The organism is Saonia flava (assembly GCF_011927795.1).
GTDB lineage: Bacteria > Bacteroidota > Bacteroidia > Flavobacteriales > Flavobacteriaceae > Saonia > Saonia flava.
In genome coordinates this window covers 2,446,150-2,471,821 of the sequence record NZ_JAATJJ010000001.1, presented here as the reverse complement: position 1 = coordinate 2,471,821, position 25,672 = coordinate 2,446,150, and the positions used below count along the sequence as shown (strand labels likewise).

General features: G+C 36.5%; 22 protein-coding genes. 16 read left to right on the top strand and 6 right to left on the bottom strand.

Annotated features, from left to right (window positions below):
* The first annotated feature begins 53 nt into the window (after window positions 1-53).
* The 4 genes from GGR42_RS10800 (at window position 54) to GGR42_RS10785 (ending at window position 6,633) form a co-directional block, all read left to right on the top strand.
* Entirely contained in the window at window positions 54-521 is a 468-nt protein-coding gene (locus tag GGR42_RS10800) for a nuclear transport factor 2 family protein (protein WP_245201434.1), read from the top strand.
* Window positions 522-688: 167 nt separating this feature from the next.
* Window positions 689-1,087, top strand: a complete 399-nt coding sequence (locus GGR42_RS10795) for a hypothetical protein (protein ID WP_167963739.1) — start codon at window positions 689-691, stop codon at window positions 1,085-1,087.
* Between the two features lie 70 nt (window positions 1,088-1,157).
* Window positions 1,158-5,477: a CusA/CzcA family heavy metal efflux RND transporter gene (locus tag GGR42_RS10790; protein WP_167963737.1), complete on the top strand. Its 4,320-nt coding sequence runs from the start codon at window positions 1,158-1,160 to the stop codon at window positions 5,475-5,477.
* 10 nt (window positions 5,478-5,487) lie between these two features.
* The gene (locus GGR42_RS10785) at window positions 5,488-6,633 is read left to right on the top strand and encodes an efflux RND transporter periplasmic adaptor subunit (protein WP_167963735.1); all 1,146 of its coding nucleotides are present in this window, start codon (window positions 5,488-5,490) and stop codon (window positions 6,631-6,633) included.
* A 28-nt stretch (window positions 6,634-6,661) separates the two neighbouring features.
* Here the strand turns inward: GGR42_RS10785 and GGR42_RS10780 are convergent, their stop codons facing one another.
* Together GGR42_RS10780 and GGR42_RS10775 are read right to left on the bottom strand one after the other, a co-directional pair.
* Window positions 6,662-7,483, bottom strand: coding sequence for a ZIP family metal transporter (locus tag GGR42_RS10780; protein WP_167963733.1), 822 nt, complete (start codon window positions 7,481-7,483; stop codon window positions 6,662-6,664).
* A 2-nt stretch (window positions 7,484-7,485) separates the two neighbouring features.
* Entirely contained in the window at window positions 7,486-8,142 is a 657-nt protein-coding gene (locus GGR42_RS10775) for a metal-dependent transcriptional regulator (RefSeq protein ID WP_167963731.1), read from the bottom strand.
* 90 nt (window positions 8,143-8,232) lie between these two features.
* Between GGR42_RS10775 and GGR42_RS10770 the strand changes: the two genes are divergently transcribed.
* Both GGR42_RS10770 and GGR42_RS10765 read left to right on the top strand, forming a co-directional pair.
* Window positions 8,233-10,500, top strand: a complete 2,268-nt coding sequence (locus tag GGR42_RS10770; RefSeq protein WP_167963729.1) for a TonB-dependent receptor — start codon at window positions 8,233-8,235, stop codon at window positions 10,498-10,500.
* Between the two features lie 9 nt (window positions 10,501-10,509).
* Window positions 10,510-10,707 carry a hypothetical protein gene (locus GGR42_RS10765; protein WP_167963727.1) on the top strand — a complete coding sequence of 66 codons (198 nt, stop codon included), beginning with the start codon at window positions 10,510-10,512 and terminating at the stop codon, window positions 10,705-10,707.
* Here the strand turns inward: GGR42_RS10765 and GGR42_RS10760 are convergent.
* Window positions 10,704-11,678: a polyprenyl synthetase family protein gene (locus GGR42_RS10760; RefSeq protein ID WP_167963725.1), complete on the bottom strand. Its 975-nt coding sequence runs from the start codon at window positions 11,676-11,678 to the stop codon at window positions 10,704-10,706. The two genes, GGR42_RS10765 and GGR42_RS10760, sit on opposite strands and share 4 nt — an antisense overlap.
* Window positions 11,679-11,841: 163 nt before the next feature.
* Between GGR42_RS10760 and GGR42_RS10755 the strand changes: the two genes are divergently transcribed.
* From GGR42_RS10755 to GGR42_RS10730, 6 genes are all read left to right on the top strand, one after another.
* Window positions 11,842-12,378, top strand: coding sequence for an RNA polymerase sigma factor (locus tag GGR42_RS10755; RefSeq protein ID WP_167963723.1), 537 nt, complete (start codon window positions 11,842-11,844; stop codon window positions 12,376-12,378).
* A gap of 18 nt (window positions 12,379-12,396) precedes the next feature.
* On the top strand, window positions 12,397-12,807 hold the full coding sequence (locus GGR42_RS10750; RefSeq protein WP_167963721.1) for an aromatic acid exporter family protein: 411 nt from the start codon (window positions 12,397-12,399) through the stop codon (window positions 12,805-12,807).
* A 107-nt stretch (window positions 12,808-12,914) separates the two neighbouring features.
* On the top strand, window positions 12,915-13,520 hold the full coding sequence (locus GGR42_RS10745) for a TetR/AcrR family transcriptional regulator (protein WP_167963719.1): 606 nt from the start codon (window positions 12,915-12,917) through the stop codon (window positions 13,518-13,520).
* Window positions 13,521-14,855, top strand: a complete 1,335-nt coding sequence (locus GGR42_RS10740) for a TolC family protein (RefSeq protein ID WP_167963717.1) — start codon at window positions 13,521-13,523, stop codon at window positions 14,853-14,855. It begins immediately after the preceding gene.
* Between the two features lie 28 nt (window positions 14,856-14,883).
* The gene (locus GGR42_RS10735) at window positions 14,884-16,053 is read left to right on the top strand and encodes an efflux RND transporter periplasmic adaptor subunit (RefSeq protein ID WP_167963715.1); all 1,170 of its coding nucleotides are present in this window, start codon (window positions 14,884-14,886) and stop codon (window positions 16,051-16,053) included.
* A 4-nt stretch (window positions 16,054-16,057) separates the two neighbouring features.
* On the top strand, window positions 16,058-19,549 hold the full coding sequence (locus GGR42_RS10730; protein WP_167963713.1) for an efflux RND transporter permease subunit: 3,492 nt from the start codon (window positions 16,058-16,060) through the stop codon (window positions 19,547-19,549).
* Window positions 19,550-19,581: 32 nt separating this feature from the next.
* Here the strand turns inward: GGR42_RS10730 and GGR42_RS10725 are convergent, their stop codons facing one another.
* Both GGR42_RS10725 and GGR42_RS10720 read right to left on the bottom strand, forming a co-directional pair.
* Window positions 19,582-20,298, bottom strand: a complete 717-nt coding sequence (locus GGR42_RS10725; RefSeq protein ID WP_167963711.1) for a DUF4184 family protein — start codon at window positions 20,296-20,298, stop codon at window positions 19,582-19,584.
* A 116-nt stretch (window positions 20,299-20,414) separates the two neighbouring features.
* On the bottom strand, window positions 20,415-20,768 hold the full coding sequence (locus GGR42_RS10720) for a toxin-antitoxin system YwqK family antitoxin (RefSeq protein WP_167963709.1): 354 nt from the start codon (window positions 20,766-20,768) through the stop codon (window positions 20,415-20,417).
* A gap of 384 nt (window positions 20,769-21,152) precedes the next feature.
* Here GGR42_RS10720 and aspS point away from each other — a divergent pair, with 384 nt between their 5' ends.
* The 4 genes from aspS (at window position 21,153) to GGR42_RS10700 (ending at window position 25,253) form a co-directional block, all read left to right on the top strand.
* A complete protein-coding gene (aspS, locus tag GGR42_RS10715) occupies window positions 21,153-22,904 on the top strand; it encodes an aspartate--tRNA ligase (RefSeq protein WP_167963707.1) in 1,752 nt (583 codons plus the stop codon).
* Between the two features lie 93 nt (window positions 22,905-22,997).
* On the top strand, window positions 22,998-24,698 hold the full coding sequence (locus GGR42_RS10710) for a chloride channel protein (protein WP_245201432.1): 1,701 nt from the start codon (window positions 22,998-23,000) through the stop codon (window positions 24,696-24,698).
* 11 nt (window positions 24,699-24,709) lie between these two features.
* On the top strand, window positions 24,710-24,967 hold the full coding sequence (locus GGR42_RS10705; protein ID WP_167963703.1) for a hypothetical protein: 258 nt from the start codon (window positions 24,710-24,712) through the stop codon (window positions 24,965-24,967).
* Between the two features lie 91 nt (window positions 24,968-25,058).
* Window positions 25,059-25,253 (top strand): cold-shock protein, encoded by a 195-nt coding sequence (locus GGR42_RS10700; RefSeq protein WP_167963701.1) that lies wholly within the window; start codon window positions 25,059-25,061, stop codon window positions 25,251-25,253.
* 53 nt (window positions 25,254-25,306) lie between these two features.
* Here the strand turns inward: GGR42_RS10700 and GGR42_RS10695 are convergent, their stop codons facing one another.
* The gene (locus GGR42_RS10695) at window positions 25,307-25,672 is read right to left on the bottom strand and encodes a hypothetical protein (protein WP_167963699.1); all 366 of its coding nucleotides are present in this window, start codon (window positions 25,670-25,672) and stop codon (window positions 25,307-25,309) included.

Here is a 25,672-nt window from a genome sequence, read left to right as displayed (position 1 = left end):
GTCTTTTGGTTTTAGCTAAAATTGCCACTATATTACTCCAAAAATAATACTACATGGTCAAATTTATTAAAGCCCAGATTTTAATTCTTCTTTTACTAGGCTTGAGTACTGCAACTAGTGCCCAAGATGCAACAAAAGCTCATAAAGACTCACTAAATTCCGTTATTAATAAGTACTATGAATTAAATCTTAAAGTGTTTCAGGCCAATTCAAAGGCAGAGGACATCAATGCCATTTTTGACCTTTTTACAGATGACTTTACATATGTCCACCCAAAATATGGAGGAACCTATACCCGAGAAGATTTGTACAATGGTTATCTACAGAATCAGAAAAATGGGGGTTATGACGGCAGTATTATTGACTTTAAAATTATCAATAAAATTGTAGGGTTAAATGCTGTTGTAGTGGAAAAAATATTTGTCAATAAAAATGAAGAAGAAAATCAAGAAGATAAATCGGAAATGACTCTTTTTGAATTTAGGAACGGGAAAATTTTTAGGGTTTTCGAATATTGGTAGAATACCAACTGACCCAATCGATTATAACTCATTGAGACTTAAAAAAAAACTATTTTCCAATCTAAATATATTTAAATCAATTATTTAGAACAATCCTAAACTGTGAATGAATTGTACTTGTGAAAAGAAAGGTTCTCTAAAATGTTTTATCTTTAATAGACCATTTTATGACAAAATTTATTTCCATAGCGATCTCTTTTCTAATTTTGGTTCAAAGTTTCCATATTGGCATTGGCGAAATTGTTGAACTGGATGAATTGATAGAACATGCCCAATTCCATTCAGAAGAATATGGGGATAATTTTTTGGTATTTCTTTCCAAGCACTACGGGGAATTAAAAGCAGAACATAGCCAAAAACATCAAGAGGAACAGGAAGAGCATGAAGAAATGCCCTTTCAGCACCAAGCCCATACCGTAACGCTTTCTGCCTTTGTTCTTAATGAGGCTTTTTTATATACAAGCACTCCAGAATTTAGGATGGATAGTGCAACCAATTACTTCTATCAGGCCTCCTATTCGCTTTTTGAAAAGGATGGCCCTTTTCAGCCACCCCGGCACGCTTAATTCATTATTGACACATATCATTTTTTAACAAGCTATATACCAGTAGCTTCACAACTTTATATAATGGATTATGCTTTCGTATATCATCAATTTTAGTATTAAGAACAAGTTTGTTGTACTCTTGTTTACCTTATTTATTATCGGTTTTGGGGTCTATTCGCTCACCCAAATCCCTATTGGTGCTGTTCCAGATATTACTAACAACCAAGTACAGGTGCTTACAACATCAAGAAATTTATCCACTCAGGATATGGAACAATTTATCACCTATCCCGTGGAACTGGAAATGGCCAACCTTCCAGGGGTTAAGGAAATTCGTTCTATTTCCAAATTTGGTTTGTCCGTGGTCACCATCGTTTTTGAAGACGATATGGGCACCTATCTCCCACGTCAACTCATTGCAGAAAAAATAAAAACAGCATCTGAAAAAATCCCTGCCGGATTTGGCACTCCAGAAATGGGGCCTATCACCACAGGATTGGGAGAAATATACCAATACATCTTGGATGTTAAGCCAGGATATGAAGATAAATACAATGCAACCGACCTTAGAACCATACAGGACTGGATTATAAAAAGACAGCTTTCTGGTATTCCTGGAGTCGTGGAAGTAAACACTTGGGGGGGGCGTTTAAAACAATATGAAGTGGCCATAACCACAGAAAGGTTGTTGGCCATGGGCATTACGGCCCATGAAGTGTTTACGGCTTTAGAAATGAACAATAGTATAGCCGGTGGTGGATATATTGAAAAGGTGAACCAAGCCTACTTCATTAGAGCGGAAGGGCTAGTAACCACTTTAGATGATATTAGAAATATTGTGGTAAAAACAACCGAGGGCATACCCGTTTATATTAAAGATGTAGCACAGGTAGATTATGGCAGTGCCAACCGTTTTGGGGCCATTACAGGCAATGGCCAAGGCGAGAAAGTATTGGGTCAGGTGATGATGCTAAAGGACGCCAACTCCAAAGAAGTCATAGATGCAGTAAAGGAGCGTGTGGCATCCATATCAAAATCTTTGCCAGAGGGCGTCTATATTAATCCTTTTTTAGATCGAAGCGAGCTCATAGCAAAAACAACTTTTACCGTTACCGAAAATCTTATTTTGGGATGTTTGATCGTCATCTTTGTAGTGGTGCTCTTATTGGGTAATTTTCGTTCTGGATTGGTAGTGGCCTCTGTTATACCCCTTTGTTTGTTGTTTGCACTTTCCCTAATGTATATTTTTGGTGTAGATGCCAATTTAATGAGTTTGGGAGCCATTGATTTTGGGATAATCATTGATGGTGCAGTCATCATTGTGGAGTTTATTGCATTTAGGATTACCTCAAAAAAATCTGAACTGGAACTGCTTTCCAAACTAGACAATCAAATAGCAAAGGATACCATCACCATAAAAAGCGCCTCTAAAATGATGAGTTCCGCCATTTTTGGACAGCTCATTATCCTTATTGTATTTATTCCTATTCTTTCACTGAGTGGTGTGGAAGGAAAAATGTTCAAGCCCATGGCACTTACCTTTAGTTTTGCATTGATCGGTGCCATGTTGTTTTGCTTTACCTATGTCCCAGTGGTAGCATCCATGTTTTTAAAACCATCAAACGTATCCGATAAAAATATCTCGGTTCGCTTAATGAGCTGGCTAAACAACCTATTTGACTCCATTATAAATTGGGCCTTGCAAAGTAAAAAATGGGTGTTGGGTATTTCAATTTTTTTGCTTGCCCTCGCTGCCTTTTTATTTAGCACCATGGGAAGTGAATTTGTTCCCACCTTGGATGAGGGCGACTTTGTGATTCAACCTATTTTAAAGACGGGAACATCCCTGAGCAAAACCATAGAAACCACCACACGAATTGAAAAAATACTGCTAGATGAGTTTCCAGAGGTGGAACAGGTGGTCACCAGAATAGGTGCAGCAGAAGTTCCCACAGACCCCATGTCCATGGAAGAAAGTGATGTGATCATTATTTTAAAACCCATTAAAGAATGGGTCTCTGCTAAAACCAAGGATGACCTGGCCGATAAATTCAAAGAAGCGCTTGCCATTATTCCCGGTATGGAAGTAGAATTTACACAACCCATAGAAATGCGCTTTAATGAATTGATTACAGGGGTAAGGGCAGACATTGCCATTAAGATTTTTGGGGAAGACTTGGATATTCTCAACAAAAAGGCCAACGAAATAAAATCATTGATTGAAAATGTACCCGGTGCCGCAGATATTTCGGTGGAAAAGATTGTTGGACTTCCCCAAATGAGTGTGGTTTATCATCGGGAAAAAATTGCTCGATATGGTCTAAACATTAAAGATCTAAATGATATGGTATCCATGGCCTTTGCCGGGCGCACCGTGGGCAGTATTTATGAGGGTGAAAAAAGGTTCGACCTTGTGGTCCGTTTAGAAAAAGAAAATAGAAAGGATATTGACAATCTGAAGAATCTGTATGTGGATGTACCCTCCGGTGGAAAAATTCCACTGAGCGAACTTGCGGAAATTACCTATCAAAAAGGTGCTGCAAAAATATCCAGGGATGATACCAGACGAAGAATTGTAGTGGGAATCAATGTCCGCAACCGAGATCTACAATCTGTTGTGGATGATGTTCAAAAATTGATCAATGACAATGTAAAATTGCCCGTAGGCTATTCCATAACCTACGGCGGCCAGTTCGAAAATCTGCAAAGTGCAACGGCCAGGTTAAAAGTCGCTGTCCCCATAGCACTCTTATTAATTTTTGTGATGCTCTATTTTGCCTTTAAATCGGTCAAGGAAGTATTGATCATCTATTCTGCCATACCCCTTGCTGCGGTTGGTGGCATATTATTATTATGGGCAAGGGGATTGCCATTTAGTATTTCTGCTGGGGTAGGGTTTATAGCTCTATTTGGTATTGCAGTCCTTAACGGCATTGTCCTAATTGAGCATTTTAAAGAATTAAAAACCAAAGGATATGAAAGCATGGAAGCACTCATTAAACAAGGAACAAAAGATAGGTTAAGGGCAGTATTGCTTACGGCTTCAGCAGCCGCTTTAGGGTTCTTGCCCATGGCCCTATCTACAAGCGCAGGGGCAGAAGTACAAAGGCCACTGGCAACTGTAGTTATTGGTGGGCTAATTACAGCAACACTCTTGACCTTGGTTGTGCTACCTGTATTATATGGATATTTAAGCACTCCAAGACATAAAAAAAGCCCTAAGGGATTGGGGATTTTATTGATTTTAATGTGCTTTTCATTATCTGCTAGGTCACAAGAAAAACCATTGAGCTTGGACAATTTGATTGAACTGGCCATAAAAAACAATGCGGGTCTAAAAGCTGAAGAACTCAAAGTTGAGCAATCCAATGCACTAATAAATAGTGCTTTTAGTTTTGATAAGACTCAAGTGTATTACCATTATGATGAGAACAATCTTGCCGTAAACAATGACCCTCTAAAAGTATTTGGTGTACAACAGGATTTTCTATTTCCATCCCTATATTTTGCTGAAAAAAAATTGAATAAAACCAGTTACAACCTAGCATCCAGTACCTACGAAATTCAAAAGAAAGGGCTAGAACGGGAAGTTACGGCAAATTACTACCAATACCTTTACGAAAAGGAAAAGGAAGGTGTTTATAGAATGCTGGACAGTATTTATCAAAATTTTTCCAGCATGGCACAGCGAAAATTTGAATTGGGCGAAACCAATTATCTAGAAAAGATAACGGCACAGTCCAAACAAAAACAAATAAATATCCTGTACAATCAGGCAATTCAAGATGCTTCGGTGGCTTATGGCAATTTAATAAAGCGGGTTCAGACGGACGACGGTATTAAAATTGCCCCGGTTCCCATCAATAAAATTCCATTAGAGAAAATTGGTATTGAGGAAAGCCCAGAAATGGTCTATTATCAAAACCGATTGGGAGTAATGAAAGCACATAACAATGTGCAGAAACAGCAATTGTTGCCCGATATAAGCCTTAATTATTTTGTGGGTACCAATGATAACTTAAATGAGAATCTTTATGGGTATCAACTAGGGCTTAAAATACCTTTATTGTTTGGTGGGCAATCTTCAAAAATTAAAGCATCACGGATTGCAGAAGACATAGCCTTGCAGGAATCCAAGGATTATAAAATTCAATTGAACACACACTACAATGCCCTATTGGCAGAATTCACAAAACGAGAAAAGGCCCTGGTCTATTATGAACAGGAAGGTTCCTTCCTATCCGATGAAATTCTTAAAACTGCCATGGTAAGTTTTAAAAATGGGGAAATAGATTTTTTTCAATATATACAGAGCATTGAAAATGCTTATGAAGTTAAGCTTGGTTATTTGGACAATCTCAACCAATACAACCAAACAGTCATCAATATTAACTACCTAACTCTTTAAAATCATGTTCATGAAACATTTCATATATAAAATAGCCATCATAGCACTAGTAGCAAACTTTTCCAGTTGCAATTCTTCTGAAAAAAAAGGAGCTGAAACTGTCAAGGACAATGCACAAACTGCCAGCAACCTAATCAATATTTCCCTAGAACAATTTGACAAAAGTTCCATGGAACTGCGAAGTTTGGAAGAAAAATCTTTTCCTGTGATTGTTAAGACCAATGGAATGATAGATGTTCCGCCAGAGAATAAAGTGGTCATAAATGCCACAATGGGAGGGTATATTAAAAATACTCCTTTTCTAATTGGGGATTCCGTGAAAAAGGGACAGGCATTGGTGACTATTGAAAATCCAGAATTTGTTACCATGCAACAGAACTATATTGAACTAAACGAAAGTTTGGTTTATTTAAAATCTGAATATGACCGCCAAAAAATCCTTTTTGATGAAAATATAAGTTCTCAAAAAAAGTATCTTCAATCAGAGAGTGAATATAAAACCGCCCTTGCAAGGCACAACGGTCTCCGTAAAAAATTATCCATGCTCAACATCTCCATAGCCAATGTTGAAAATGGAATAATTACTACAACAGCTCCCATCTACGCTCCAATTAGTGGAAGTATTACAAAAGTTAATATAACCAAAGGCATGTTTGTCTCCCCAGCAACGTCCATTTTGGAAATTATTGATAACGACCATATTCATCTAGAGTTATCTGTATTTGAAAAAGACATCATGAAAATTAAAAAAGAACAACAAATACTGTTTGTTATCCCAGAAGCTTCGGATGAAACCTATGAAGCGGAAGTTTATTTAATAGGCACCTCTATTGATGAAAGCAGAACTATAAAAGTACACGGACATCTTAAAGATGAATCCAATCAAAACATTTTAACAGGGATGTTTGTGGATGCCTCAATAATTACAGATTCTTCATTGGAACAGGCATTGCCAACAGAAGCAATTGTTACCATAAATGATATTTCCTATGTGCTTCTAATGGATTCCAAAAATGAAACAGGCTATACTTTTAAACAAGTGGAAATTAAAACCGGCAACACCTATGGTGGTTATACCGCTGTTAAAAATGTAGGGGAATTTGGTGCTACCAGTACTTTCTTGACCAAAGGTGTGTTTGATCTTATTGGAGAGTAAAAGGTATTTCTTCTATTAAAAATCAAATTTAACCAAGTCCAACATCCAAACTCATCATTACAATAAAACCCCCAATAAATCCCATGGTAGCAATATCTGTATGCTTATCCAGTTGGGTCTCTGGTATGACTTCCTCCACAACAACAAAAATCATTGCTCCTGCAGCAAAAGATAAGGCATATGGTAAAATAGGTTGAAATGTAAGTACCGCCCAGGCGCCCAAAACCGCAGCAAATGGCTCCACCAATGCGGATGCTTGTCCATATAAAAAGCTCTTCCTTCTACTTATCCCCTGTCTTCTTAAAGGCATGGCAACAGCAAAACCCTCTGGGAAATTCTGTAAACCAATCCCCAAGGCCAATGCAACGGCACCTCCTATAGTTGCACCATCAAAACCGGCTGCTACACCACCAAAAAGAACACCTACAGCTAAGCCTTCCGGAATATTGTGAAGCGTAATTGCCAATGTTAATAAGGTAGTCCTGTGCCAAGGTGTTTTTACACCTTCAGCTTCACTTTCCTTAAAATTGATATGTAAATGCGGGAGTACTTTGTCCAACCCAAAAAGAAATAGAGCCCCTAACAAGAATCCTACTGCAGCAGGAATCACTTTTACAAAACCTTCGCCCGGACTCATTTCAATCCCTGGGGCAAGTAAGCTCCAAAAACTAGCGGCCACCATTACTCCACCTGTAAACCCCAACATGCCATCCAAGACTGCTCGGTTCATAGTTTTGAACAAAAAAACCAATGCCGCTCCTGCAGCGGTTAAGCCCCAAGTAAAAAGAGTGGCATAAAATGCCGCTAAAATTGGGTCTATAGATTCAAAATAATCAATTATCTGTTCCATAGTTATTTATCAATTTTTAAATATAAATTTGATGCTATTTGATTGGAAATATGCATCCTTTTGTCATTAATTTCTATAATAAAGGAGCCATCAAACTCCTCTTTTTCCAACACCTTAACAACTTGACCCAGGGCAATACTGTGCTTGTCCAAAAACTTTAAAAAAGGTGCAGATGAATCCTTGACACCAACACAAATACCTTTACTAAGGATAGGCAGTTTGCTTAACAGTTTTTTCTCACGCTCTTTAAACTCCCCATTCTTAGTTGGAATGGGATCCCCATGGGGATCAAACTGGGGAAAATCCAAAAGCTTGTCCAGTTTATCTATTAGTTTTTCGCTTTTAATGTGTTCCAATTGTTCGGCTACTTCATGCACCTCGTCCCAAGAAAAATCCAGTTTCTCAACCAAAAAAACCTCCCATAGACGATGCTTCCTAACTATTCCCAAAGCGGTTTTTCTACCTAAAGTGGTTAAAGACACTCCTTGGTATTTTTTATAGTTCACCAAATTTTTTTCTGACAATTTTTTTATCATATCCGTTACCGAAGAAGGTTTCGTCTCCATTTGCTTGGCAATTGCATTGGTAGAAATACCTTTCTTTTCATTTTTTTCCAAATGAAATATGGTTTTGATATAGTTTTCCTCTGAATGGGTCATTAAAAACCGTTTTAACAAAAATACATTTTTATTTATAAAAACAAATTTTTAGATTTGTCTAAAAATTATTTTATACTAACAAAAGCACTTATGTCCCAGGCTGCAAAATGGTTTCTACTAGCTCTCATGCTTTTTTCTTATTCACTATTGTTTTCGCAAAATAGTGCATTAGAAGGAGTGGTGACCAGTGATGGACAAGCTGTTTCTTTTGTAAACATCTATTTAAAAAAAACTGAGTTGGGGACCTCCTCACAGGAGAATGGATTCTATACACTCTCTAATATTCCAAATGGCAAGTATACTTTGGTTGTCTCTGCCATTGGTTATGTTCCCTATGAAACCAAAATAGAACTTACTGGCAATCAAACAAAAACATTGGACATTCATCTGGAAGCCTCCTCCGAAATTTTGGATGAAATGGTGGTAACAGGAACATTAAAACCGGTAAGCAGGTTGGAAAGTCCGGTTCCTGTAGAGGTTTACAAGCCAACTTTTTTTAAAAAGAACCCTACCCCCAATATTTTTGAGGCATTACAAAATGTAAATGGTGTACGTCCCCAAATAAATTGCAATGTATGTAATACTGGAGATATTCATATCAACGGATTGGAAGGCCCCTATACTTTGGTATTGATAGACGGCATGCCCATTGTAAGTGGTTTAGGAACAGTATATGGGCTTTCTGGGATACCTAACTCTCTTATTGAACAAATTGAAATTGTAAAAGGGCCCGCATCTACACTATATGGCAGTGAAGCGGTTGGTGGTCTTATCAATGTTATTACCAAAAACGCACTAAATGCTCCTAGCTTTTTTGTCGACAGTTTTATTTCTGGATGGGGAGAATACAATTTGGATATAGGAGCAAAAATTAAAGTGGGCAACAAAACCGATTTGTTATTGGGGGCAAACTATTTTAATTATGACAACCCTATTGACAACAACAACGATAATTTTACCGATTTAACACTTCAAAATAGAATATCAATCTTTCAGAAATGGAATTTTAAACGAAGTGAATCCAGAATATTCTCTTTTGCAGGTCGATTTTTCTACGAAGACCGATGGGGGGGAGAAATGCAATGGACTCCAGAATATAGGGGTGGTGATGAAGTGTACGGTGAAAGCATCTACACGAGAAGATGGGAACTGTTGGGAAAATACCAACTCCCAACAACAGAAAAATTAATGCTTTCTTTCTCATACAATGACCACGACCAAAATTCGGTTTATGGCAATGTTCCTTATTTGGCACAACAAAGAATTGGGTTTGCTCAATTAACTTGGGACAAAACCATCAAGAGTCATGATTTACTTTTTGGCTCTGCTATGAGATATCAATATTACAACGACAATACTCCTGCAACTGTTAATGCGGATGAAGTCGTGATTCCTAGCTTTTTTGTTCAGGATGAACTAAAATTTACTAAAAAACATTCACTCTTAACTGGTCTTCGGTACGATTATGATAAGAGACATGGAAATATCCTTACTCCAAGGGTGGCGTACAAATGGAAACTATCAGACAATGATATTTTTAGGGTGAATGCCGGTACGGGATTTAGAGTTGTAAACCTTTTTACCGAGGAGCATGCGGCATTGACAGGCGCTAGAGATGTAATTGTTGCAGAAGAATTAAAGCCAGAACGTTCTATGAACATGAACCTTAACTACCTTAAAAAAGTATATGGTGATAACGGCACCTTTGTTGGCATTGATGCTTCCATCTTTTACACCCACTTTAAAAATATTATTTTACCTGATTATGACACCAATCCCAACCAGATTATTTACGATAATTTGGATGGAAAATCAGTTTCGAAAGGAATCAGTGCCAACGTAGATGTCGTCTTTTTTAATGGATTAAAAATCCTGATTGGAGGTACTTATCAAGATGTGAGCAATACTGAAAACGGCGTTAAAACAAGGCAAATATTAACAGAACGTTTTACAGGCACCTGGAATATGTCCTATACCTTTAGGTCTTTGGATTTAAGTGTTGACTACACAGGAAATCTATACAGCCCAATGCGATTGCCACTATTGGGGAATTTAGACCCAAGAGAGGAATTTTCACCATATTGGAGCATTCAAAATATTCAGTTTACCTATAAGGGTTTTAAGGATTTTGAAATCTATGGAGGTATTAAAAACCTATTAAACTGGACACCTAACAAGGGGAACCCTTTCATTATTGCCAGAGCGAACGACCCTTTTGATAAAAATGTAAGTTTTAATGCCAATGGAAATGCCCAAGCAACCCCAGACAATCCCTATGGTCTAACTTTTGACCCTTCTTATGTATATGGTCCCAACCAAGGAATTAGAGGTTTTGTAGGGCTGCGGTACACTTTATAATGGAGTAAAATGAAAAATACCTTAAAAAAAGGACTTCTTTTAGGAATAGGCTATGTGCTTCTAAAATGGACACTTTTGGGTCTAATAGGAACCTATTTGTATAAAAAAGGAATGTGGAGCAATTGGTATTTCCTAATTCTGCCCGTTATCGGCTTAACTGTATTTTTTATTAGAAAGAAAAAGAAAGCTAAAAATGGGAAAGCCTAAACCGAACGATTCATTAGACCTTTGCCAAAATCCAAAAGTATTTGTTTTTTGTCCAAATCAATTGATATAGAATCCAAAATAGAAAACGCTTTGTTGGTGTAATTTTCAATTTCCTTGCGTGCAAGTTCTGCTGCACCACTTTCCTTAAAAATTTGCTTTACGGTAGTCACTTTGGGTTCAGAGTCATTAGGCTGAATAGAAAATAAATGTCCCAATTCCTGACATTGTTCGGTGGTTGCCATTTCCATTGCCTTTATGAACAAAAAGGTTTTTTTGTTTTCTATGATATCACCACCTACTTGCTTCCCAAATGTTTTAGGGTCTCCAAAAGCATCGAGATAATCATCTTGCAATTGAAAAGCAATTCCCAAATTTTTTCCAAACTCATATATTACATTTTGACTTTCTTTGGGAGCTTTGGCTATAATGGCTCCCATCTTCATGGCGCCAGCAACGAGTACTGCTGTTTTATACTCAATCATTTTTAGATATTCTGGGATGGTTACAAGATCCCTACTTTCAAAATCAATATCATATTGCTGGCCTTCACAAACTTGCAAGGCAGTAGTGCTAAAAATTTTTGCCAAATCTTTGAAAATAGCATCTTCGTAGGTTTCAAAAAATTGATAGGCTGTAATTAACATGGCATCTCCAGATAAAATACCCGTATTAACATCCCACTTTTTATGAACAGTTTTCTTTCCCCTTCTCAAAGGGGCTGCATCCATTATATCATCATGCACCAATGAAAAATTATGAAATATTTCTACGGCGGCGGCGGCGTCCAATGCCTTTTTATAATTAGTTCCAAAGATTTCGGTAGTCATTAAAGTTAATACAGGACGTAAACGCTTTCCTCCCAATTCCATAATATAGGTAATTGGTGCATAGAGGTTTTTAGGCTCCTTGGTTCTAACTTTTTCCTTTAAATAAGATATAAATAGTGTTCTATACTCTTCAATAGTGTGCATTGAGCCAATTTTATTTCAAAAATACATCCATTTTAACAAACTACCTTCTATGGACATTCCTTTCAATAAATTGAAACAATATTGAAAATAATTCGTCAGATAATGCAATACTTTCAAAAAGCTTCGTCTATATAATTGAAAAACCGGCACAAATAACCTTTAAATGGTTTCTGAAGAAGAAAACTACTTAAAACTGAATACTTTTTTTAAAGAAGAATATAGTTCTTTAAAAGGTTACGTGCGGTCTAGGATTAACAATACAGTAGATAGTGATGCCGAAGATATTATCCAAGATGTTGCCCTAAGGGTCTTCTCAAGACCAATAGATGCATTGCCCATAAATAATATTGCCGGCTTTGTATACAATTCTATTAGAAACAAAATTATAGATGTTATGCGCACACGTAAAGAAAAACTATACGGTGATGAGGAACTTGAAAGCTTTTGGACCGAGTTTGCCGAGCTCTTCTATGGAAAATCCGATTCTGAATATCCAGAACATTTAAAAGAAAAGCTAAAACATGCCATAATGGACTTAAAACCCGCTTACCGGGATATTATTCTGGCTGTGGATTTTGAGGGGTATACCTATAGAGAAATAGCCCAGCAAACAGGGATTTCAGCAGGGACTTTAATGTCCAGAAGGCATAGGGCAATTTCATTATTATTTAAGAAACTTGAGATAGAAGTAATTGTATAAAAGATAAACTCTAAAAATATGGAACAGATTGAGAAAAAAATAGAGAAGAAGATCGAAAGAAGAATGAAAAAAAGATTGACCAAAGCCGTTAAGATAATCTTTGCCATCATATTTGGTATTCTTATGGCAATTTTGGTGGGTTATGTGGTCATGAGGCTGTGGAACTGGTTAATGCCCGATTTATTTGGGTTGACCACCATAACCTATTGGCAAGCGGTAGGTATTTTTATTTTGGCCAAATTGTTTTTTGGAATGGGACATTGCGGCTCTAATGGTGGTGGAAAAAAAGCCAAAAACAAATTTAAAAATCGAAAATGTGAGTCTTTCAGAAATGATTTTTCTGAGTGGAAGCACTATGACAAATTTTGGAAAGAGGAAGGAGAAACTGCTTACAAGGAATATGTTGAAAGAAAGCAAAAGGAACAATGAAGTTTGTGTTTTCATTGGGCATTAGATTAATAAAATGTTAAAAAAACATAAAACTTTGGAAACTTTTTATGTTTTAAAAGTTTCCTGTATTACATTTGCCCCCTATTATGAAAGACAAAATAGTTGATAGAGCGGCAGAAATGTTTTTAAGCTTAGGGTTTAAAAGTGTTACCATGGATGATTTGGCCAATGAAATGGGTATTTCCAAAAAAACAATTTATACCCATTTCCCTAATAAAACCAAGTTGGTTGCCGAATGTACATTGCATGTTTTCCACAGAATTTCAGAAGCGATCGAAAAAATTTGTTCTATGAACAAAAATCCCATTGAGGAATTATATGAGATTAAGAAACATATGATGGTTCATCTTAAAAATGAAAAATCATCTCCGCAATACCAATTGCAAAAGTATTATCCACAGATTTATGACACTCTGCGAAATAAGCAATATGAGGTAATGAGGGAATGTGTATTGGAAAACCTGAACAAGGGTATAGAAATGGGCATATATAGAGAAAATCTGAATCTAGCTTTTGTTTCAAGAATATATTTTTCTGGTGCCATGAGCATAAAAAATATTGAGATTTTCCCCCAAGACATTTTTCCCATGACCGAGCTCATGGACAATTATTTAGAATATCATCTTAGGGGCATTGTTACGCCCAAAGGTAGAACCATATTAAATAAAATCATCAATTCAAATCAACAATAAATGAGAGGTAAGTTTTTATTATTCATAAGTCTATTTGCAATCTCCTTAGGTTATGCACAGGACAAACCAAATAGCTATACATTGGAGGAAGCCATTGCTTTTGCTTTGGAGCATAATTATAGTTCTATAAATGCCAGTAGGGATTTAGTAGATGCCGAAAAACAAAAATGGGAAACCATTGCTACGGGTTTGCCACAAATTAGTGGTGCGGTTAGTTACCAAAACCAATTAAAACAACCTGTCTCTTTGATTCCTGCAGAATTTTTTGGCGGTGAGCCTGGCGATTTTGCTGAAGTCACTTTTGGACAGCCACAATCCATGAGCGCAACAGCCACACTAAGGCAACAAATTTTTGACGGCTCTTATATTGTAGGGGTGCAGGCTACCAAGACCTTTCTAGAGTACAGTGCCAACAACAAAGAAAAGACAGATTTGGAAATTAGAAAAGCTGTAGTAGAAGCTTATGGCAATGTTCTTTTAGCCGAAGAAAGTGTTACCATCCTAGAAAAAAACCAAGCTACCTTGGCAAAAAACCTTGACGAAACACAAAAAATCTTTGAAAACGGACTGGGTGAAGAAGAAAGTGTGGAGCAGCTCCAAATTACATTATCATCCATTGAAAATCAATTGAAAAATGCCGTTAGGTTAAAGGACATTACATTGCAAATGCTGAATTTGGTCATGGGTATTCCCATAGATTCTTCCACAATATTATCCGAAGATTTGGATACCCTAACGCAAAAACAAATCGATTATGACCTAGTGGAATCAGAACTAAACATTAACAATAATGTAGATTACAAATTTGCCCTTAACCTTAACGAGCAGCGTACTTTAGAGCTTAAATTAGCAAAAAGTAGAGCGCTCCCCACTTTGAATGCCTTTTTAAATTATGGCTCCACTTCCTATGCAGATGGGTTCGACTTTTTTAAAAGTGAGCAAAAATGGTTTGATTCTTCCATATTGGGTTTTGATTTAAACATTCCAATTTTTAGTTCTTTAGGCAGAAGTGCCAGCACACAAAGGGCAAAAATAGCTGTAGAAAAAGCCAAAACGCAAATGACCGAAGCAGAAGAGCAAATTCGTCTGCAACTAGAGAACAGCAAGAGCAACTACATTTTGGCCATAGAAGAATACAAGACCGCTAAGAATAATTTAGACTTGGCAGAACGAATTGAAAAGAAAAATGAGATTAAATACTTCGAAGGCTTGGCATCCAGCTTTGATCTAAGACAAGCGCAAATACAACTATATTCTTCCCAACAGGAATATCTGCAGTCAATGGTCAATGTTATAAACAAGAAAACAGAACTCGAAACAATCTATAACAATTAAACTACATCAATCTTTAAAATAGTAAACAATGAAAAAGATATTATTCACTTTGTCCACAATACTAATACTAGCATCATGTGGCAGTAGCAGTGATAACTCACTGGACAGCGTATTGGCAAGTAAAGATTTACAAACAATTAGGGCAAAAAGAACAGAAATTTCTTCCAAGCAAAGAATATTGGACAATGAAATTAAGTTGTTGGATTCTCTTATCGCGGAATTGGATAATAATGCAAAATTACCTTTGGTAACCACTTTTGAGGCAAAAGCTAAAAATTTTGACCATTATTTAGAGTTGCAAGGTGATGTTATGACAAAACAAAACGTATTGATATACCCAGAAATGCCTGGAACTTTACAACGAGTTTATGTCCAAGAAGGTCAAAAAGTAGCTAAAGGTCAGCTTTTAGCATCAATTGATGATGGAGGTCTTTCCAGTCAGCTTGCACAAATGAAAACACAGACGGCATTGGCAAAAACTACTTTTGAGCGTCAAAAGCGCTTGTGGGAACAAAAAATTGGATCAGAAATCCAGTATCTACAGGCGAAAACAACCTATGAAGCACAAGAAAGCGCAATAAAACAAATGGAAAGCCAATTGGCAAAATCTACCATAAGAGCACCATTTTCTGGTATTATTGATGACGTAATCAAAGATCAAGGAACCGTAGTTTCCCCAGGTCCTGGTTCCGAGGTTTTTAGGATTGTTAACCTTTCTAACATGTATGTAGAGGTAGAAGTTCCTGAAACCTATATAGAGGGTGTTAAAGAAGGCAAAAAGGCAGTGGTATATTTCCCCATTCTTGGAGATTCTGTTACAACCAAGGTTAGACAAACGGGTAATTTTATTAATCCAGGTAATCGTGCTTTCTCAGTTGAAATTCCAGTGCCCAATAAAAATGGGAATATTAAGCCTAACCTAACGGCAAAAGTTAAAATTAATGACTACACTAATGACAGTGCCATTATTATTCCTCAAAGCATTATTTCTGAAAACGCTGAAGGTGAACAATATGTTTATGTTGCAAAAACAAAAAATGGCGATGAAGCCGTCATCTCCAGACAAATTGTAGAAACAGGAAGAACCCAGCATAGCATGGTAGAAATTATTTCTGGTATTTCTGATGGAGACCAGCTTATAAAAGAAGGTGCTAGAAGTGTAAAAGACGGTCAAAGCGTAAAAATATTAAACGATTAAGTCTATGAGCAAGCAGAAAAAAAACGCAAATAAAGAGTTTAAGCTGTCCTCATGGTCCATAGATAATCCTTCGGTTATTTATGTAATGATAGCTATCTTTTTGTGGATTGGTCTAAAATCTTATTTTGCCATGCCCAGAGAGGATTTTCCTGAGATAGTAGAAACAAAGGTTTATGTTAGTACTCCCTATCCAGGAAATACGGCAGAAGATATAGAACGTCTAATTACGGACCCTCTAGAAGACAAACTAAAGAACATTAGTAATGTCGTTGAAATTACTTCTACATCTCAGGAAGATTATTCTATAATAACTGTAGAATTTGATGAAGACCTTACAGTTGAGCAAGCCAAGCAAAAAGTAAAAGACGAGGTAGACAGTGAAAAAGCAAGTGAAGACTGGCCTACTTTTAATGGAGCAAAGGTAGAGCCCAATGTTTTTGATTTAAACTTGGCAGAATCATTCCCCATAATGAACGTAAATTTTACGGGTGACTACCCAGTAGAAAAACTCAAGGAATTTGCCGAATATATGCAGGATGAAATTGAAAATTTATCCGAAATAAAAGAAGTAGATATTCGGGGAGCGCAGGAAAGAGAAGTTGAAATTGCTGTCGACATCTATAAAATGATGGCCGCTAAAATTAGTTTTCAAGATGTAATTGGAGCTATTAGTAATGGTAATACTACAATGTCTGCAGGTAATATTAAGACAAATGACCAAAGACGAACTATTAGGATTCTGGGCGAAATAGAAGACCCAAAAGAGTTAAATAATTTTGTAGTAAAATCAGAAGACGGAGCCATCTATCTTAAGGATATTGCAACTGTTACTTTTCACGAAGAAGATAAAACTACTTTCGCCAGGGAATTTGGGGAAAGCGTGGTAATGCTAGACATTAAAAAAAGGTCTGGAAAAAACATGATTGAAGCCACTACAAAAATTCGTGCATTGGTAAAAGAAGCTCAGGAAAATTATTATCCTGCCGACTTAAATATTTCCATAGCCAATGATTCTTCTGGAAGAACATTAAATCAGGTAGATGATTTGGTAAACAATATAATTTTCGGAATTATCTTGGTGGTTACCGTATTGATGTTCTTTTTAGGGTTTAGGAACGCTCTTTTTGTAGGTTTTGCCATACCTATGTCCATGTTTATGTCCTTTATGATTCTTTCATTGTTGGGCTATACTTTAAACACTATGATCTTATTTGGGATGATTATGGGGCTGGGTATGTTAGTGGACAATGGAATTGTTGTAGTGGAAAACGTATATAGATTAATGAGCGAAGGAATGACCCGTACAGAAGCGGCCAAGAAAGGTATTGGTGAAATCGCAGTTCCAATTATTATTTCAACCCTTACTACGGTAGCGGCATTTGTACCTTTGGGATTATGGCCTGGTATTTTTGGCCAATTCATGAAATACTTCCCTATTACGCTCTCAGTAGTATTAGGTTCTTCCCTGTTTGTAGCCATTTTTATGAACTCTATGTTGGTTTCTCAATTTATGGAGCTTGGTGAAAAAGTACTCAAGGTTAAACAATTAATTCGGATAAGTATTATACTAGGTGGTTTTGGACTGTTTATTTTAATATTTGGCGGTGCTATGAGGGGACTTGGTTCTGTAATGATTGTAACGGCCATTATGTTTTGGGTATATAAATACACTCTTAAAAAATGGGCGCTCAATTTTCAGAATAATACCATGGTCCGTTTTGAAAATTGGTATGAACGTCGCATAATACATGCCCTTAAGGGAAAAAATGTGTATTGGTATTTTGGAATCACTTTTTTCATGTTAATTGCCGTGTTCATGTTGTTTGGAATGTCTGTAGGTTCGGGAAGAACTAAAATTGAATTTTTTCCGGATAACAAGCCCAATGAAATATATGTATATATAGAGTATCCTCAGGGAACTTCGATTGAAAAAACCAATACCCTTACCAAGGAAATTGAAAAAAAGGTTTTTGAAATTGTAAATAGGGACGAATACAGGGATGGGGATTATAATTACTTGGTAGAATCTACCGTGTCCCAAGTGGGCGAAGGAGCTGGAAATCCACAAACCGATGGTGGGTCTTCTGCGGAAATGCCCCATAGAGGTAAAGTCACAGCATCCATGCGCGAGTATAAATACCGTGAAGGTAGAGATACAGAAAAATTAAGGGGAACTATACAAAATGAACTAACGGGGGTTTACCCAGGTGTTGGTATTTCTGTTGAAAAAGAGGCAAATGGCCCACCAGCTGGTTACCCAATTAATATTGAGCTAGAAGGTAAAGATTATGATGAGTTAATTGGTGCGGCAGAAGATATTCGAAATTTTGTAAACACTAAAAACATTGCGGGAATAGAGGAACTAAAAATTGATGTAAACAAGAGCAAGCCTTCTATGCAGGTTGTTGTAGATAGAGAGAAAGCTGGAGAATTAGGTGTTAGCGTAGGTCAAGTTGGCCAACAATTACGTAGATCTCTTTTTGGAGAAAAAGCCGGTGTCTATAAATTAGATGGCGAAGATTATGATATTAATGTTCGTTTTAACGAGGACATTAGATATGATAAAAGCGCCCTGTTTAATCAAAATATTATATTTAGGGACGCCTCAAGTGGTCAAATAAAAGAAATCCCTGTTTCTGCCGTGGCCACTCAACGGAACTCCTCTGGTTTTAGTGCGATTAAACATCGTGACAAAAAACGTGTTGTAACGGTATATTCTGGACTAAAACCTGGTTTTACAGATGCTGCCGCCATTGTAGCGGAAATCCAAAAGGAAATGGAAGATTATAAAAACCTACCTTCCGATATAAGAATAGACTATACAGGTCAGATAGAAGAGCAGAACAAACAAATGCAATTTCTTGTAGGTGCATTCTTTTCAGGTTTAGGTTTAATTATGCTTATCCTAATTTTCCAATTTGGGGGCATATCCAAACCTCTTATTATTATGATTGCCATATTCCTAAGTTTTATTGGTGTATTCGGCGGTTTAATGCTTACAGGGTGGTCTTTTGTAATTATGATGACCATGATGGGTATTATTTCCTTAGCAGGTATTGTGGTAAATAATGGGGTGGTATTATTAGATTACACACAAATACTCATTGACAGGAAAAAATTGACCCTAGGTTTAGATGAAAAAGCTTTACTGAGTAGGGAAGAAATTACTGAAATATTAACAAAAGGAGGAAAAGCCAGGTTACGGCCTGTAATTCTTACTGCCATTACAACAGTTTTGGGACTTATTCCTTTGGCAATTGGATTAAATATTGATTTCTTTTCGTTGTTCTCAGAATTTGACCCAAAAATTTATATGGGTGGAGATAATGTCATATTCTGGGGACCTTTGGCATGGACAGTAATCTTCGGATTGATAGTTGCCACCTTCTTGACCCTTATTATTGTTCCAGTATTATTTAATATAGTATACCGACTGAAAATAAGGATAAGAAATTGGAGGACTAAATCGGAAGTTGCAGAAAGAGCTGCTGCTTAGCACATCATTAAGAAAAGCCTAGAATATTATTTCTAGGCTTTTTTGTATTTATACACCTTCGTCAATGAAGCCAAAAATAAACCAACCATAAAAGCAAACAGTAGGGAAACTATGCCATCTCCAAAAAATATTGGGCTTTCATTTCTAAATCTTAAGAACATAACCGCAGCTGTGACAAGGACAACATAGAGCCAATAATTTATTTTTCCTTTTTTTGATTCTATTTCTGTATCAATTGGCATTTTAAAAACAAAAAACAAAATGGCAATTAGACCTATTAGACTACATATATATTGTGATGCATCATATATAGGAATTCCAAGTATTTCCCTTTGCAAAAAAGGTATTCTCTCAACAAAAAATCCATCAAAATGTGTAAAACTATCCCATAGTAAATGACTCATATTTCCTAAAAGGATGGAAACTATAACTATTAAAAAGTTCTTGCCAAAATATCTGTTCCAATTAAATGTCAAAAAATCATTGAATCTTTTCTCAAAAAATAGAGGTAAGCTATATATCAACTCATTCCGCACCACATTGTGATATAGAAAAAGAAACACCATTGCCAAGGGAATATTCAACCAAAGCATCCCTAAAAATGTATGTCCATATGGTCCTTCCGCTTTCATTCTTATGAAAAATTCAAAATCTGGTACCATACTTCCCATAATCAGCCCAGATGCAGATAAATATTTATTCTTCAAAAAAGGAAGTATAATAGCGGGGTGGGAAGCAGTAAATGGCATAATTGTAATAATGGTCCAAATATGGACATTTTAGAGGGTGAAGATAAAAAAAGGAAAATAAAAAAACCCAGCACTCTCCGTGCCGGGTTTTAAATCTCTTAAGAAATAATCTATCCTTATTTGTTCAATACAACAGGCTCCGAATTATTCCATTTGGTAACATTTACGATTCTGCTGTCAACAAAATCAACTTCTTGTAATTCTTCTCCCTTCCAAAAAAACCATTTTCCAGTTTTTTTACCGTTCAAATATTCTCCAGAGGAAATTTTAAGACCTTCTTCGTTAAACATTTTCCATTCTCCGTGCAACTCTCCATTCAAAAAATATCCCATTTGGGCCACTTCTCCATTACCATGGAAATAAGTAGCTTTTACCAAATCACCTTCTTTTTTAAAAGTAGGTTTTTCGCCTTGTGCATATATAGTAGAAATTGAAAATATAACGGCTAAAAATAATATTGCTTTTTTCATTGTACCTGTGATTTAAAATTAGTACTTCATTTACATTAACGATACAAATGTACAAATATTTTACAATAAATATATATTTACCTAACTTTTTATTTACATTAACTTAACATTAAACTTGTAATTTGCTTATTTACAATATATTACTATATTCCAAATAGTGGTTTTAAACGAAAATATTATTGAGAATTCTTCAATATCATTCAAATTCCCAATAAAATAGGATAAAAAATATTTCAACGTGAATTTAATGTAAAGTTAATGTTGCTATAAATATCCAGTTAATAACTATCCAAATACTATAAAATTTTATATCCTGTCAGAAAGTTTGTATATCCTGCAAAATTTATATCCATTCGCACTAAATTTGCCCCAAGAATAATTTTTATGTTTAGGAACCATACATGTGGTGAAATAAGAGCATCACACATAAATAGAGAAGTTGTATTAAGTGGTTGGGTACAAAAGGTACGTGACAAAGGTTTTGTTGTTTGGGTCGATCTTCGCGATCGTTATGGAATCACTCAATTAGTATTTGATGAGGAACGTTCCTCCAAGCAATTGCTGGAAGAAGCCAAGGCCTTGGGTAGGGAATTTGTCATACAGGCTCATGGAACCGTGATAGAGCGGTCTTCCAAAAACCCCAATATCCCGACTGGAGAGATAGAAATTTTGGTTTCCAAACTTCAAATTTTAAACAAAGCACTGGTGCCTCCTTTTACCATTGAGAATGAAACTGATGGTGGAGAAGACATCAGAATGAAATATCGTTATCTGGATATCAGAAGAAATCCTGTTAAGGACAGTCTAATCTTTAGACACAAAGTCACTATTGAAGTTCGTAATTATCTTTCGGACTTAGGGTTCATTGAGGTAGAAACCCCATATCTTATAAAATCCACTCCAGAAGGAGCCCGGGATTTTGTGGTTCCCAGTCGTATGAACGAGGGGCAATTTTATGCACTTCCACAATCTCCTCAGACCTTCAAGCAATTATTGATGGTGGGAGGCATGGATAAATACTTTCAAATTGTAAAATGTTTCAGGGACGAAGATTTAAGGGCGGATAGACAACCAGAATTTACGCAAATAGATTGCGAAATGGCATTTGTGGAACAAGAAGATATTTTAGTTGTTTTTGAAGGATTGACCCGCCATTTACTCAAAGAAATCAATGGCGTAGAAATTGGATCCTTCCCTAGAATGACATTTGATGATGCCATGACCAAATATGGAAATGATAAACCGGACATTCGCTTTGGAATGGAGTTTGGAGAATTAAACGCTGTAGCTCAGCACAAAGATTTTAACGTCTTTAATTCTGCCGAATTGGTTGTTGGTATTGCCGTTCCCGGAGGGAACAGCTATACTAGAAAAGAGATTGACAAACTAACAGATTGGGTAAAACGCCCACAAGTTGGAGCCTTGGGAATGGTATACTGCAGGTGCAATGAAGATGGCTCCTTTAAATCGTCTGTGGACAAATTTTATGACCAAGATGATTTGGCCAAATGGGCTGCAGCCACAGGAGCAAAAGCAGGTGATTTAATTTGTGTCCTATCCGGCGCTACCAACAAAGTAAGAGCGCAGTTAAGTGCTTTGCGCATGGAATTGGCAGAGCGACTTGGATTGCGAAACCCTAAAGAATTTGCACCCCTTTGGGTTGTAGATTTTCCTTTGCTGGAGCTTGATGAAGAAACTGGTCATTATCACGCTATGCACCACCCTTTTACATCGCCTAAGCCCGGACAATTGGAGCTATTGGATTCCAATCCAGGAAATGTAAAGGCAAATGCATATGACTTAGTGTTAAATGGCAATGAAATCGGGGGAGGTTCTATTCGTATTCACGATAAAGAAACCCAGGCCACCATGTTTAAGCATCTTGGATTTACGGAAGAAGAAGCAAAAGCACAATTTGGTTTTCTTATGGATGCTTTTCAATATGGGGCACCGCCTCATGGGGGACTTGCATTTGGATTGGACAGATTGGTTGCCATCTTAGGAGGACAAGAAACAATAAGGGATTTCATTGCATTTCCCAAAAACAATAGGGGTCGTGATGTTATGATAGATGCTCCAGCACCAATTGATGAAGAACAACTAAAAGAATTAAATCTTAAATTAAATACCCAATAATATGTAAGTATGCCAACGCAAAAGAAAAATTGGCCGACCCGCTTTTTGAAATGGAGGTATAAACATATCTCTAGTAAGACATTTACTCAAATCATGAGCGTTTTAGTTGGTTTTTTGGCTGGGCTTGGGGCCGTTTTTCTAAAAAACTTAACATACTTTATTGAAGCTTTACTGGAGCAAGGAATTATATTCTCTAACAATCAATTATATTTCATCTTACCTATCATTGGCCTTTTCCTTGTATTTCTATATGTAAAATTTATTCTTAAAAAACCTTTGGAACATGCCATTTCTTCCATTCTTTTTTCGCTGTCAAAGAAAAAAGGGTTGATTAGGCCTATCCAAATCTACACTCCATTGATTACAGCCCCCTTAACCGTGGGCTTTGGAGGTTCTGTTGGTTTGCTAGGGCCTGCTGTTGCTTCCGGTGCTGCGATAAGCTCCAATTTAGGCAGATTGTTGCACATTAATGCAAAGACCCGTTCTTTGCTCATTGCTTGCGCATCTGCCGGCGCAATTGCATCAATTTTTCAATCTCCCATTGCAGCTATTATTTTTGCTGTAGAAGTGTTCAGCCTAGATTTAACAATGCTTTCCCTTTTGCCCTTGTTATTGGCTTCCATATCTGGAGTATTAACATCCTATTTTTTTCTAGGAAACGAAGTCCTTTTTAATTTCACCATTACGGATAAGTTTGAAATAAAGGACACCTTGTTTTATATCTTATTGGGAGTAGGAACTGCATTTGCTTCCATCTATTTCACCAAAATGTATTTTTGGATTTTATCTCTTTTTAAACCTTTTAAAAGTCCAAAATATAAATTGTTGGTAGGGGGCATGGCAATTGGAGTCATGCTTTATTTTATTCCACCTCTATATGGTGAAGGTTTTGGGTTCATAAACAGTCTATTGGAAGGCAATCATATAAAGGCACTTGGAAAAACTCCTTTTGACGAGTTTACCTACAATATTTGGGTGGTTATTGCCCTATTATTTGGCATTACAATTTTTAAGGCAGTTGCCATGACAACCACATTCGCCGCTGGCGGATCTGGGGGAATATTTATTCCTACTATGGTTATGGGCAGTGCTTTGGGAAATGTGGTAGCCAAAGTAATCAATAATTTAGGCCTTGGATTCAATGTAAGTGAAAGCAACTTTACTTTAATAGGAATGGCCGGACTCATTGCAGGCGTACTCCATGCCCCTCTTACGGCTATATTCTTGATTGCTGAACTAACCGGTGGCTATGAACTTTTTGTCCCTTTAATGATTACTTCAGCCATTTCATTTCTAATTACAAAAAACGCCATAGATTATTCTATTTATACCCGGGAACTTGCCCAAGCTGGGGCGTTATTGACACACAACAAAGACCAAACGGTATTAACGTTAATGCAATTGGATGATGTGGTGGAACAAAATTTTAAAAGCGTTCATCCTGAAATGACTTTAGGCGAAATGCTTCACCAATCTGTATCTAAGTCAACTAGAAATATTTTTCCTGTGGTGGACGAAAATAACATACTGAAAGGTATTGTTCTTTTGGATGATATACGAGAGTTTATGTTTGACACATCCCTATATACAACTTCAACAGTAGAGACCTACATGCACAGTGCACCAGAACACATTTTTTATGAAACGGATACCATGCAAAAAGTGATGCAGAAATTTCAGGATAGTGGTGCTTGGAATCTCCCTGTTATTAAAAAAGGGAAATACTATGGGTTTGTGTCCAAATCCAAGCTATTGACCGCCTATAGAAGAAAGTTAATTAATTTTACGCCTTAATGACCTCGATAATGAAACTAAAATATTTTATCCTACTCATTGTATTGGCTTCTTTTGGAGCTATTGGTTATGGATTTTCAATACAGGAAGAGACGGAGGCCCTAAGCCATAAATTTATTGGATTTGGCACTGTTGGCCTTTTCCTCGTTGCAATGCCACTTTTTCTTTTTAAGGAAAGTAAAGGGAAAAAAATGAAAGATTATATGTTAACAGAAGAAAATATTAGAAGAATGCAAAAAAAGGAAATGGAAAAACCTGAGAATCAATAATTTTCAGCTTATTTAATACACAATCAAAGCGCTTCTGCACAAAAAAACATATCTTAGTACTTTAACCTATTTATTACAAATACTTAATTTAATGACTGGAACTGTAAAATTTTTCAATGAGTCCAAAGGATTCGGATTCATTACCAACGACGAAACCGGAAAAGACATCTTTGTTCATGTAACTGCGTTGAACGGAGTTGAATTAAACGAAGGCGACAAAGTAGAATACGTAGAAGAAGAAGGCAGAAAAGGAATGGTTGCTGCACAAGTGCAAGTGGTCAGCTAATAATATTTTATTTTGATTTAAGATTTAGCGCTCTATAAAAATAGGGCGTTTTTTTATTTCTGTTCTTTTTTTAAGTGTAGCTTAACATCTGCCGATGTTAAGTAAAGCATATTGTTTAGGATGCTATCTACCACAAAACTTTTGACTTCATTTTCCGCCCTCACATGAATTGCCTTTTCTTCTTCAGAATACGACCATGTACCTCTAATGGTCTGTCCCAAATGCGTAATAATTCTGACATCTCCCGTCTCTTCAAATTCAAATTCCATTTTAGGGTTTATGACCATATTTTGAAAGCCACCGCCCATATTTCGCTTCATTTTATCCACCTTCCAGATAGAAACAATTTTTTCTTCCATGGTTTCTCCAGAACAGGAAACCAAGAAAATTAAGGCAACTAGACTTAATAATACTCTCAT

Bases quoted from the DNA above. Each gene is read 5' to 3' on its own strand.
- GGR42_RS10800 (WP_245201434.1), top strand. From the start codon at position 54: ATGGTCAAATTTATTAAAGCCCAGATTTTAATTCTTCTTTTACTAGGC.
- GGR42_RS10795 (WP_167963739.1), top strand. From the start codon at position 689: ATGACAAAATTTATTTCCATAGCGATCTCTTTTCTAATTTTGGTTCAA.
- GGR42_RS10790 (WP_167963737.1), top strand. From the start codon at position 1,158: ATGCTTTCGTATATCATCAATTTTAGTATTAAGAACAAGTTTGTTGTA.
- GGR42_RS10785 (WP_167963735.1), top strand. From the start codon at position 5,488: ATGAAACATTTCATATATAAAATAGCCATCATAGCACTAGTAGCAAAC.
- GGR42_RS10780 (WP_167963733.1), bottom strand. From the start codon at position 7,483: ATGGAACAGATAATTGATTATTTTGAATCTATAGACCCAATTTTAGCG.
- GGR42_RS10775 (WP_167963731.1), bottom strand. From the start codon at position 8,142: ATGACCCATTCAGAGGAAAACTATATCAAAACCATATTTCATTTGGAA.
- GGR42_RS10770 (WP_167963729.1), top strand. From the start codon at position 8,233: ATGTCCCAGGCTGCAAAATGGTTTCTACTAGCTCTCATGCTTTTTTCT.
- GGR42_RS10765 (WP_167963727.1), top strand. From the start codon at position 10,510: ATGAAAAATACCTTAAAAAAAGGACTTCTTTTAGGAATAGGCTATGTG.
- GGR42_RS10760 (WP_167963725.1), bottom strand. From the start codon at position 11,678: ATGCACACTATTGAAGAGTATAGAACACTATTTATATCTTATTTAAAG.
- GGR42_RS10755 (WP_167963723.1), top strand. From the start codon at position 11,842: ATGGTTTCTGAAGAAGAAAACTACTTAAAACTGAATACTTTTTTTAAA.
- GGR42_RS10750 (WP_167963721.1), top strand. From the start codon at position 12,397: ATGGAACAGATTGAGAAAAAAATAGAGAAGAAGATCGAAAGAAGAATG.
- GGR42_RS10745 (WP_167963719.1), top strand. From the start codon at position 12,915: ATGAAAGACAAAATAGTTGATAGAGCGGCAGAAATGTTTTTAAGCTTA.
- GGR42_RS10740 (WP_167963717.1), top strand. From the start codon at position 13,521: ATGAGAGGTAAGTTTTTATTATTCATAAGTCTATTTGCAATCTCCTTA.
- GGR42_RS10735 (WP_167963715.1), top strand. From the start codon at position 14,884: ATGAAAAAGATATTATTCACTTTGTCCACAATACTAATACTAGCATCA.
- GGR42_RS10730 (WP_167963713.1), top strand. From the start codon at position 16,058: ATGAGCAAGCAGAAAAAAAACGCAAATAAAGAGTTTAAGCTGTCCTCA.
- GGR42_RS10725 (WP_167963711.1), bottom strand. From the start codon at position 20,298: ATGCCATTTACTGCTTCCCACCCCGCTATTATACTTCCTTTTTTGAAG.
- GGR42_RS10720 (WP_167963709.1), bottom strand. From the start codon at position 20,768: ATGAAAAAAGCAATATTATTTTTAGCCGTTATATTTTCAATTTCTACT.
- aspS (WP_167963707.1), top strand. From the start codon at position 21,153: ATGTTTAGGAACCATACATGTGGTGAAATAAGAGCATCACACATAAAT.
- GGR42_RS10710 (WP_245201432.1), top strand. From the start codon at position 22,998: ATGAGCGTTTTAGTTGGTTTTTTGGCTGGGCTTGGGGCCGTTTTTCTA.
- GGR42_RS10705 (WP_167963703.1), top strand. From the start codon at position 24,710: ATGAAACTAAAATATTTTATCCTACTCATTGTATTGGCTTCTTTTGGA.
- GGR42_RS10700 (WP_167963701.1), top strand. From the start codon at position 25,059: ATGACTGGAACTGTAAAATTTTTCAATGAGTCCAAAGGATTCGGATTC.
- GGR42_RS10695 (WP_167963699.1), bottom strand. From the start codon at position 25,672: ATGAGAGTATTATTAAGTCTAGTTGCCTTAATTTTCTTGGTTTCCTGT.